Source organism: Cryobacterium sp. MLB-32, assembly GCF_000738085.1.
Classification (GTDB): domain Bacteria; phylum Actinomycetota; class Actinomycetes; order Actinomycetales; family Microbacteriaceae; genus Cryobacterium.
The window spans coordinates 1-10,663 of the sequence record NZ_JPRS01000208.1 but is presented as its reverse complement, the minus strand read 5'-3'; the positions used below and the strand labels follow the sequence as shown (position 1 = coordinate 10,663).

Annotated in this window: 10 protein-coding genes and 1 pseudogene; 10 read left to right on the top strand and 1 reads right to left on the bottom strand. The window is 65.2% G+C overall.

The features are described 5' to 3' along the window. Positions 1–84: 84 nt before the first annotated feature. From secY to map, 3 genes are read left to right on the top strand one after another with little or no spacing between them, the layout of a single operon-like run. Complete coding sequence (gene secY / locus JF66_RS16125) at positions 85–1,407, top strand: preprotein translocase subunit SecY (protein ID WP_035879619.1); 1,323 nt, start codon at positions 85–87, stop codon at positions 1,405–1,407. Next, the gene (locus tag JF66_RS16120) at positions 1,404–1,997 is read left to right on the top strand and encodes an adenylate kinase (RefSeq protein ID WP_197059445.1); all 594 of its coding nucleotides are present in this window, start codon (positions 1,404–1,406) and stop codon (positions 1,995–1,997) included. The genes secY and JF66_RS16120 overlap by 4 nt, the downstream gene beginning before the upstream one ends. A 40-nt stretch (positions 1,998–2,037) precedes the next feature. Continuing rightward, the gene (gene map, locus JF66_RS16115; protein ID WP_035879617.1) at positions 2,038–2,868 is read left to right on the top strand and encodes a type I methionyl aminopeptidase; all 831 of its coding nucleotides are present in this window, start codon (positions 2,038–2,040) and stop codon (positions 2,866–2,868) included. 62 nt (positions 2,869–2,930) lie between these two features. Here the strand turns inward: map and JF66_RS16110 are convergent, their stop codons facing one another. Then, complete coding sequence (locus tag JF66_RS16110) at positions 2,931–4,844, bottom strand: transcription antiterminator (RefSeq protein WP_035879616.1); 1,914 nt, start codon at positions 4,842–4,844, stop codon at positions 2,931–2,933. 158 nt (positions 4,845–5,002) lie between these two features. Between JF66_RS16110 and JF66_RS16105 the strand changes: the two genes are divergently transcribed. The 7 genes and pseudogenes from JF66_RS16105 to JF66_RS16075 all read left to right on the top strand — a co-directional run. Further along, positions 5,003–5,314, top strand: a complete 312-nt coding sequence (locus tag JF66_RS16105) for a PTS sugar transporter subunit IIB (protein ID WP_035879614.1) — start codon at positions 5,003–5,005, stop codon at positions 5,312–5,314. A gap of 62 nt (positions 5,315–5,376) precedes the next feature. Beyond that, the gene (locus JF66_RS16100; RefSeq protein WP_035879613.1) at positions 5,377–5,643 is read left to right on the top strand and encodes an HPr family phosphocarrier protein; all 267 of its coding nucleotides are present in this window, start codon (positions 5,377–5,379) and stop codon (positions 5,641–5,643) included. A gap of 9 nt (positions 5,644–5,652) precedes the next feature. Then, positions 5,653–7,380, top strand: a complete 1,728-nt coding sequence (gene ptsP / locus JF66_RS16095; RefSeq protein WP_035879612.1) for a phosphoenolpyruvate--protein phosphotransferase — start codon at positions 5,653–5,655, stop codon at positions 7,378–7,380. Next, complete coding sequence (locus JF66_RS16090; protein ID WP_035879611.1) at positions 7,377–8,867, top strand: PTS mannitol transporter subunit IICB; 1,491 nt, start codon at positions 7,377–7,379, stop codon at positions 8,865–8,867. The genes ptsP and JF66_RS16090 overlap by 4 nt, the downstream gene beginning before the upstream one ends. Continuing rightward, complete coding sequence (locus JF66_RS16085; RefSeq protein ID WP_035879610.1) at positions 8,864–9,301, top strand: PTS sugar transporter subunit IIA; 438 nt, start codon at positions 8,864–8,866, stop codon at positions 9,299–9,301. The genes JF66_RS16090 and JF66_RS16085 overlap by 4 nt, the downstream gene beginning before the upstream one ends. Continuing rightward, positions 9,298–10,445 (top strand): annotated as a pseudogene (locus JF66_RS16080) (mannitol-1-phosphate 5-dehydrogenase). Before JF66_RS16085 ends, JF66_RS16080 begins: the two are co-directional and overlap by 4 nt. A 129-nt stretch (positions 10,446–10,574) precedes the next feature. After that, positions 10,575–10,663, top strand: an 89-nt coding sequence (locus tag JF66_RS16075) for a translation initiation factor IF-1 (RefSeq protein WP_035879609.1), incomplete at its 3' end; no start/stop codon positions are given.

Below are 10,663 nucleotides of genomic sequence, written 5' to 3'. Positions count from 1 at the left end.
GCAACAACGGAATAATTCGTTGGTGGAACTCGGCAGGCTCGATCTGCGTTAAGCTCGATTTACGTTACAAACTGGAGGCCTTTGTTGTTTAGCGCCATTGCGCGGATTTTCCGCACGCCGGACCTTCGTAAGAAGATCGGCTTCACACTGGGCATTATTGCCTTGTTCCGACTGGGCTCGTTCATTCCGGCCCCCTTCGTGGACTTCGGCAACGTGCAGGCCTGTCTTGCGGCGAATCAGGGCACCAGCGGCCTCTATGAGCTCGTCAACCTCTTCAGCGGTGGCGCGCTGCTCAAACTTTCCGTGTTTGCGCTGGGCATCATGCCCTACATCACGGCATCGATCATCGTGCAGTTGCTGCGCGTGGTCATCCCCCACTTCGACACCCTCTATAAAGAGGGAGCGTCGGGCCAGAGCACACTGACCCAGTACACGCGGTACCTCACGATCGCCCTCGGCATCCTCCAGTCGACGACACTGATCACGGTGGCGCGCAGTGGCGCCCTGTTCGGTACGTCGGCAAGTGCCGAGTGCACGCAGCTCATCACCAACGATGCCTGGTACGCCATCATGCTTATGGTCATCACCATGACCGCCGGCACCGGCGTCATCATGTGGATGGGCGAGCTCGTCACCGAGCGCGGCGTGGGCAATGGAATGTCGCTCTTGATTTTCACCTCCATCGCGGCGCTGTTCCCGGTCTCCCTCGCATCCATCGGCCGCGTGCAGGGCCTCGACGTGCTGCTGATCGTCATCGCGGTCGGACTTCTGGTTGTGGCGGCGGTGGTCTTCGTTGAACAATCGCAGAGACGGATCCCGGTGCAATACGCCAAGCGGATGGTGGGTCGCCGCACCTATGGCGGTAACAACACTTACATCCCGATCAAGGTCAACATGGCCGGCGTCATCCCGGTGATCTTCGCGTCATCGCTGCTCTACCTGCCCGCGCTGATCGCGCAGTTCAACCAGCCGGCTGCCGGTCAGGAACCCATCCCGTGGGTCGTCTGGATCTCCAACAACCTCACCAGCGGTGAGCACCCGTTGTACATGGCCATGTACTTCCTGCTGATCATCGGCTTCACGTACTTCTACGTGGCGATTACGTTCAACCCCGAAGAAGTCGCCGACAACATGAAGAAGTACGGCGGGTTCATCCCCGGAATCCGCGCCGGACGCCCGACGGCCGAGTACCTCGACTTCGTGCTGACGCGCATCACCCTCCCCGGTTCCATCTATCTGGGACTCATCGCCCTCCTCCCGCTGATCGCCTTCTCGGTGATCGGGGCGGACCAGAACTTCCCGTTCGGTGGCGCGAGTATTCTGATCGTCGTCGGCGTCGGGCTCGAGACGGTCAAGCAGATCGACTCGCAACTGCAACAGCGACATTATGAGGGGCTCCTTAAATGACCCGACTGCTTTTGATCGGCCCGCCCGGAGCGGGCAAGGGCACGCAGGCCACCCGCCTCGCCGAAGCCTTTGCCATTCCGGCCGTGTCCACCGGAGATATCTTCCGGTTCAACGTGAAGAACGAAACCGCCCTCGGGCTCGAAGTGAAGGCGTTCATCGATGCCGGAGCCTACGTTCCGGATTCCCTCACCAACGCGATTGTCAAGGACCGCCTGGGCGAAGCAGACGCTGCCGCCGGTTTCCTGCTCGATGGCTACCCTCGCACGACCGACCAGGTGGCCGAGCTCGATCGCCTGCTCGACGCCGATGGCACGAAGCTCGACGCCGTTGTTCTCATCACGGCCGACACCGACGAGGTCGTGTCCCGGCTGCTCAAGCGCGCCGAGGAGCAGGGCCGCGCCGATGACACCGCCGACGTCATCCGTCATCGTATGGATGTGTACGCCGAGCAGACCGCACCGCTGATCGATGTGTACACGTCGCGCGGGCTTGTCGTGACGATCGACGGTCTGGGTGCCGTTGACGTGGTGACCTCACGTATCCTCGAGGCGCTTGCCGACCGCGGATTGCACACAACCGACACCATCTAAGGGCTGCGACATCAGTCGCAGCTAGTTTGTAGGCACTGCCATGAGCTTTCGACGCTCAATTTATAAGAATCCTGCTCAGCTGCGATTGATGATCGCACCCGGCCTGGCCACGGCGGCATCGCTCGCCGCGGCCAGGGCGGCCGCCGTCGCAGGCGCCACCACCCTTGATCTGGACGCCGCGGCCGAGGCCGCGATCGTCGCGCTGGGGGGCAAGCCGAACTTCAAACTCGAAGAGGGCTACCATCACACCGTGTGCGCGTCCGTCAACGACGAGGTTGTGCACGGTATCCCCACGGGACGTGTTCTTGTGCCGGGTGACATCGTCTCCATCGACAGCGGCGCGATCATCGAGGGCTGGAACGGCGACGCGGCCTTCACGATCGTCATCCCCGACCCGGAGCGTCCGGAGCTCGTGGCGGAACGCCAGAAGCTCTCCGACGTGACGGAGCAGTCGCTGTGGCACGGCATCGCCCGCCTCGCAACCGCCGGCCACCTCAACGAGGTCGGCGAGGCAATTGAGGACTACGTGGAGAGCCAGGGCACGTACGGCATTTTGACGGACTACGTGGGCCATGGGATCGGGCGCTCCATGCACGAGGCGCCCCCCGTGTTCAACTACCGCGTGCGGGCCAAAGGGCCCGAGATCAAGCCGGGGCTCGTCGTGGCCATCGAGCCGATGGTGGTGCTCGGCTCGATTGAGACCGACGTGCGCCCCGACGACTGGACGGTCGCCACGAGCGACGGCCTGGCGGCCGCGCACTGGGAGCACAGCATTGCCGTGCACAAGGGCGGAATCTGGGTTCTCACCGCCGAAGACGGGGGAGCTGCGGGGCTGGCCCAGTTCGGAATTGTTCCCGTTCCCATCGCCTGACCCGACTATCGCCTAACCCGACTATCGGCTGACCAACCTGTCGACCGATCGGTGCGGGGGGCCTATTTGTCGATGAGGTGTACGAGTTCGTCGATGAAGGACGTGAAGTCGACCGAGCGCTTGATGAGGCGCTGCACGTCGGCGCGCTCGGTGAAGACCTCGACGAACTGGTCGAAGAACGATTGAAATGACGCGCGCCCCGCTGCGCTGAAAGCGATCAGGGCCACGACGTTCACGCGGCTGTCCCCCCAGGGCATGGAAGCGTCATTGACCGCGATGGCGATCGAGGTCTGCCGCGCGGTCATGGCCATGGCGTGGGGAACCGCCAGGTGGTCCGTGAATGCGGTCGACGACATCCGTTCGCGTTCGATGGCCCCGTCCACGTAACTCGGGTCGATGAGCCCGCGAGCCACCATGCGCCCCCCGAGCTCCCGGATCATCGCCTCCTCGTTCGGTGCGGAGAAGTTGTGCAGGTACAGGGACTCGTCGAAGAACTTCAAGAGGTCGTCTTTGATCTGCGCGCGGCGGCGAAGGCGGCGCACTCGGATGGCCGCCTCGCGGATGCGGTGCACGTCACCCTCCGTGAGGAATGGCTGGATGACGATCACGCCGACGGCAGGAATCGGGGGATCGATGGTGGTGAGTACGAGGTCGGCTCGGAGTTCCGTCCATGGCACGTCGCTGCGGGTGATCTGCTCCACGACCATGAGGTCATCGCTCAGGAGGCGTTCGACGCGCTGGCGAAGCTGCACATGCATCGTGTAGTAGTTCGGGCAGACGATGATGCAGGTGACGAGTTCCTCGGTGCGCGACTGTTGCTCGAGGTACGACCCGACGTGCATCGCGATGTACGCGATCTCGTCGTCGTTGATGCGGATCTGCACCTGGCGCTGTAACTCGCTCGCGATATACACGGAGAGCTCGTAGATCATCGGGTACGCGGTCTTGATCGATCGCGTGAGCGGGTTGCGGGAGTAGTCCTGACCCTCTGCGCGGTCAATCAGGTTGCGCACGTGCAGGGTGAGCCGGGTGATGAAATCGTTGTCCGCCAGGTCGACAAGGTATTCCTCGCTGGCCTGCGCCACGATGCGACGCACCACGTCGAGGTCGTCGGCGCGGGCGACGTTCTCGCTGATGGTGTCTGTACCGTGATCGTGGCCCGGTGTCAGAACTCGGGTCTGCAGCAGGAGCACGAGATAGGCGAGGTCGGCGACGTCGAGCACAACGCCGAAATGGGTGTCGATCAGGCCGGCCAGCGCGATGCCGAGGCCGGGGCCCGCGACCGGGGACGTGTCGGCTTCGGCGACCGCGCGCTTACCGACCCTGTCGACGGCGATCGCGACATGCAGCAGAACATTGTTGGTGCCGTACTCGTTGACAAAGTATCCCTGCGCGTCGAGCATGGCGATCAGATCGGTCTTGAACGCGCCCAGGCTGTTCGACGCGAACTCCCTCTGAATGGCCGCGAGCTCCAGGAAACCCCTCGCGCTCTCCTCCCGGAACATCCTGCTGAGCAGCCGTCGTCGTTCCGTTTCGGAGCCGACGAGGGTGACGAGGCTGCCATGGCGCACGAGCGAGAGCCCCGTGTCGGGCAGGAGCGCGCGTACGCGGGCAAGGTCGGCCTCGACGGTGGAGTCGCTCACGAAAACGTCGGCAGCGAGCTCATAGACGTCGAGACCCTCCGTGGAATCGGTAAGCCGGCGCACCAGCTGATACAGGCGGCTTTGGGGTGTGTCCGTCTCCGGCTGTCGCTTCGGCTGGCCGGCACGGAATGCCTCGTAGGCCTCTCGATTGAGGCGGTACCCCGCCGGACCCGATTCGATGACATCGAGCGGATCCGCCGCTGCTTTCACGCTCGTGACATAGCTTCGAACGCTGCGTGGCGTCACACCGAGATACTCGGCCAGCTCACCCGCGGTCACCCAGACGGAGGAACGCAGAAGGTAGTCGAGCATCCTCGCGTGCTTGTCACTCATTGTGCCCTGTGGTTAGTCGTGCGTGATCCCATCAATTCGATCTTATCCCGCACACGCGGTGTTTCCGGGGGTGCGGAAACGGGTCTGGTGGCCCCCGGAAGAGTCGCGCCGCAGACTGTAGTGAGCCTGAAGTGCGTCGACGAAGAAAGGGTGAATCGATGAGGATTCATGTTGTGTGTGGTGCCGGAGCGTCCAGCACATTCGTGGCGCTGCGCGTGCGCAAAAGTGCCGCTGCCCGCGGACTCGACGTGCACGTGACAGCAGGAAGCGAAGCCGACCTGGCAGGGCTCCTGCCGATCATCGACGTGCTTCTTGTCGGTCCCCACCTGGCCCCGCGGTTCACGGAGATGCAGCAGCAGGCCGAAGCGGCCGACGCGCAGGCCCGCCTCATGCCGTCGGCGGTCTTTGCCGCTCGCGACGGCGAGGAGGCTCTCGACCTGGCCATCGCTGCGACCGGTACCCGCTCATGAGCGTCGCTTCTCTCCCCTCCCCGACGTGTCAAGACACCCCGCACGCAACGAAAGGCACCGCAATGATCGAACGAACCGTTCTCGTCGCCTCGACCCATGGTCTGCACGCCCGCCCGGCGAAACTCTTCAGTCAGGCCGCCGCCGCGGTGGGAACGCCCGTCACGCTGACCAAGGCTGGCGGTAAGACAGTGAACGCCGCGAGCATCCTCGGCATCATCTCCCTCGGAATCGGCCACGGCGACGAAGTCACCCTCACAGCCGACGGCGACACGGCCGAGACCATCCTCGACGAGCTGGCACTGCTGCTGCTCACCGACCACGACGCCTAGGGGCTCGGAATGCACCTGCAGGGAATCGGAATCGGCGGCGGAGTCGTCGTGGGACGCATCGTGCGCATGCCCGACCCGCTGCCCGAACCCGTCGCCACGCCGAGCGCGCTGACCCCTGCCGTGGAGGGCAACCGGGTCGCCGAAGCCCTCGGCGCCGTGGCTGCCGACCTTCTCGCCCGCGCGGAGCGGGCCGGGGGAGTGGCCGGTGAGGTGCTGGAGGCACAGTCCATGATGGCGGAGGACCCCACTCTCGTCGACGACGTGACGCTGCGGCTCGCGGCGGGTGCAACGGCAGAACGTGCCGTGTTCGAGGCCTTCACCGCGTTCCGCGACATGCTCATCGAGCTGGGCGGCTACATGGCCGAACGGGCGGGCGACCTCACCGACATCTCCCAGCGGGTCATCGCGCGTCTTTCGGGTGTTTCGGCACCCGGAGTGCCCGATCCAGGGCATCCGTTCATTCTCGTGGCCCGCGACCTGGCCCCGGCCGACACGGCAACGCTCGACCTCGGCCAGGTGCTCGGGCTCATCACCCTCGACGGCGGACCGACCTCGCACACCGCAATCCTGGCCCGAGAGAAGTCCATCGTTGCCCTCGTGGGCGCGGCCGGCGCCGCGAGCCTGTGCGATGGCGACGAGGTCATCCTCGACGCCGCGAACAGCGTGGTTGTCACCTCGCCCAGTGCCGAACAGCGCGCCGAGGCGCGAGCCCGGGAGGCCGCCCGTGCCGCCCGGGCGCTTGCCCCGGTGTCGCCCGGTCGGTTGGCGGACGGCACGCCCATCCCGCTGCTGGCCAACCTCGGGTCGGCGGATGGCGCGGAGGCGGCGGTCGCCCTCGGCGCGGAAGGGGTCGGTCTGTTCCGCACCGAATTCCTTTTCCTCGACGCCGTGAACGCGCCGACAGTGACCCAGCAGCGCGTGGAATACGAGCGGATGCTGCGCGCCTTCCCCGGAAAGAAGGTCGTCGTGCGCGCCCTCGACGCCGGGGCGGACAAACCGCTGGCCTTCCTCAACGACGCCCGCGAAGAAAACCCAGCCCTCGGATTGCGAGGACTGCGCGCCCTGCGTGCGTCCGAGCAGATACTGCGCGACCAGCTGGCGGCCCTCGCGCAGGCGGACGCCGCGACCGATGCGGAACTGTGGGTGATGGCCCCCATGGTCGCGACCGTCGAGGAAACCCGCTACTTCGTTGGCCTGGCCCGTGAACTCGGACTCCGCACCGCGGGGGTGATGGTGGAGATCCCCTCCGCGGCGCTGCTGGCCGACCGGATCCTGCGGCACGCGGACTTCGCGTCCATCGGCACGAACGACCTCACTCAGTACACGCTCGCCGCCGACCGCATGCTCGGCTCGGTGGCCGGGTTTCAGGACCCGTGGAACCCAGCGGTGCTCCGGCTCGTGGCCGACGTCGGTGCGGCCGGTGCCGCGCTGGGCAAGCCCGTTGGCGTTTGCGGCGAAGCCGCCGCCGACCCGCTTCTTGCCGTGGTGCTCGTGGGGCTTGGCGTGACCAGCCTCTCGATGTCGGCGTCGGCCCTCGCCGACGTGCGCGCCGCACTCGGTGACGTCACACGAGACCAAGCCCGGATGCTCGCCGAGCTCGCCCTTGCGGCCGACGATGCGGTATCCGCCCGTGCCCTGGTCACGACCCGGGCCGCCGACCTTCTCTCTTCACCGTCCCCGACTGAACCATCCCTTGCAGCCCCCCAGGAAAGACACCCTAGAAAGGTACTCAAATGACGACGACGTCAGCCGACACCAAGCGAACGGGCACCCGTGTGCACGTTCAGCGCTTCGGCACATTCCTCAGCGGAATGGTCATGCCCAACATCCCCGCATTCATCGCGTGGGGTCTGATCACCGCACTGTTCATCCCCACGGGCTGGACCCCCAACGAGACCTTTGCCGCCTTCGTCGACCCGATGATCATCTACATGCTGCCGCTGCTGATCGCCAACACCGGCGGCCGCATGATCTATGACACTCGCGGCGGAGTGGTCGCCACGATCGCCACGATGGGTGTGATCGTCGGCAGCAGCATCCCCATGTTCATTGGTGCCATGATCGTGGGCCCGCTGGCCGCTTACCTCCTGAAGAAGGTCGACAGCATCTGGGAGGGCAAGATCAAGGCCGGCTTCGAGATGCTCGTGAACAACTTCACCGCCGGAATCCTCGGTGCCATCCTCGCCCTCGGCGCGTTCGTGGGCATCGCCCCCCTCGTGACCGGACTGAGCAAGCTGCTCGAAACCGGCGTCGACTTCCTGATCGCCAACGGATTGCTGCCCCTCGCGAGCATCCTGATCGAACCGGGCAAGGTTCTCTTCCTCAACAACGCCATCAACCACGGCGTACTCACCCCGCTCGGCGTGCAGCAGGTGGCCGACAACGGCAAATCGATCCTGTTCCTGCTCGAGGCCAACCCCGGCCCCGGACTCGGCATCCTCCTCGCCTTCACGTTCTTCGGAGTCGGCATCGCCCGGGCCAGCGCGCCCGGCGCCATCATCATCCAGTTCTTCGGCGGCATCCACGAGATCTACTTCCCCTACGTGCTCATGAAGCCCATGCTCATCCTCGCCGCCATCGGCGGCGGGATGACCGGTGTGGCTATCAACGTTGCCTTTGCGACCGGCCTGCGCGCCCCCGCCTCGCCCGGCAGCATCGTCGCCGTGCTCTTCCAGACGGCGCCGGACAGCTACGTGGGCGTCATCCTCTCGGTCATCGGTGCCGCAACGGTGTCGTTCCTGATCGCCGCGGTCATCCTGCGGGCCAGCCGCCGCCGCGACCTCGCTGCGGGCGACGGCCTCGACCTGATCGCCGCCGTGGCGAAGACCGAAGCCAACAAGGGCAAGTCCAGCTCGGTACTCGGCAGCCTCGTGGGCTCCGGCGCAACGGATGCCTCGGTCGGCGACCGCGCATCCGCTCGTGAGCTGCGCAACATCGTCTTCGCCTGCGACGCCGGAATGGGCTCAAGCGCGATGGGCGCCTCCGTGCTGCGGAACAAGATCAAGAAGGCCGGAATCGAGGGCATCACGGTGACCAATCAGTCGATCGCGAACCTCGACGGCAGTGCCGACCTCGTGATCACCCATCAGGATCTTACCGACCGTGCCCGGGCCACGTCGCCCGATTCCGCGCACGTCTCCGTGGACAATTTCATGAACAGCCCGAAGTATGACGAAGTAGTGGGCATGCTCGAGCAGCAAACGACCGAAGGAGCCACCAAATGACCCAGATCCTCGAACCCCGCAACCTCGTGGCGAACGGAACCGCCCGCACGCGGGACGACGCGATTCGCGAGGCCGGCGGCCTGCTCGTGGCCTCCGGCGCCGTGAGCGACGACTACGTGGCGTCCATGTTCGAGCGCGAAGCCTCCGTCTCGACGTACATGGGCAACTTCCTGGCTATCCCGCACGGCACGAACGACGCGAAGGAGTCGATTGTGCGCTCCGCGCTCTCGTTCGTGCGCTACGCCGAGCCGATCGACTGGAACGGCCAGCCCGTTCGGTTCGCCGTGGGAATCGCCGGACTCAACAACGAGCACCTCGAGATCCTCTCGAAGATCGCCATCGTGTTCTCCGACGAAGACGAGGTGACGAAGCTCCTCGACGCTGGTTCGGCCGAGGATATCTTCGCCCTCCTCGAGGAGGTCAACGCAGAATGAAGGCCATTCACTTCGGCGCGGGCAACATTGGGCGCGGTTTCGTCGGACTCCTGCTGCACGAAGCTGGGTACGAGGTTGTCTTCGCCGATGTGAATTCGGCACTCATCGACGCGTTGCACGCCGCGCCGAGCTATGAGGTTCACGAGATGGGGGAGGGCGCCCAGCAGCACACTGTGCGGGGCTTCCGCGCCATCAACAGCGCCACCGAAACCGAGGCGCTGATCGAGGAGATCGCCACGGCGGACGTCGTCACGACGGCCGTGGGCCCGAACATCCTCAGGTTCGTGGCCCCGGTGATCGCGGCCGGGCTTGCTCGCCGAGCGGCGTCGCTTGCGCCGCTCGCTGTGATGGCGTGCGAGAACGCCATCAATGCCACCGATCTGCTCGCCGAGCATGTGCACAGCCATGTGGCCGTGGCCGACTGGCCGCACATTTCCGCTCGGGCAGCGTTCGCCAACACGGCGGTGGACCGCATTGTGCCCAACCAGGCCGCGGATGCCGGTCTCACGGTGACGGTGGAGGCATTCTACGAGTGGGTCATCGAACGCGGTGTGTTCGGAGCTGACGTTCCCACCATTCCGGGGGCGACCTTCGTCGACAACCTTGAGCCGTACATCGAGCGCAAGCTGTTCACGGTGAACACCGGGCATGCCACGATCGCCTACCTCGGGAGCCAGACCGGTGTGACGACGATCGCGGAGGCGCTCGATGTGCCCGCCGTGGTGGCCGCAGCCCGCGCTGTGCTCGAAGAGACCTCGGCGCTTCTCGTGGCCAAGCACGGGCTTGATGCAGCAGCCAGCGTGCCTACCGCGAGAAGATCCTCATTCGGTTCAGTAACCCCGCCCTGCTCGACACCGTCGAGCGGGTCGGACGCCAGCCGCTGCGCAAGCTCAGCCGCAACGAACGCTTCATTGGCCCGGCGGCGGAGCTCGCAGAATCGGGCGTCACCCCCGTGGCGCTCCTGGGTGCCATCGGCGCGGCGCTGCACTTCCGCGTTGCGGCCGACGAGCAGAGCGTGGAACTGCAGCGGATGCTGCGGGCCGAGAGCGCGGAGCACGTCGTCGAGCAGGTCTGTGGGCTTGATTCGGCGCATCCGCTCTTCGCGTCGGTCGTGCTCGAAGTACGACGCGCGCAGGGATTATAGGACTGAATTGCCAAAAGGCAATTTCATACCATAAGATTGACCCTTGGTGTCCGGCTTCGCCTTTTCGGCGTGTCTGAACACCACATCCACGCATGACCAGCAATCAATACAAAGAGCGACAGTGAGGCTATGGCCAAAAAAGACGGTGTCATCGAAATCGAGGGCGCGGTAGTCGAAGCTCTGCCCAACGCGATGTTTCGCGTTGAGCTGTCCAACGG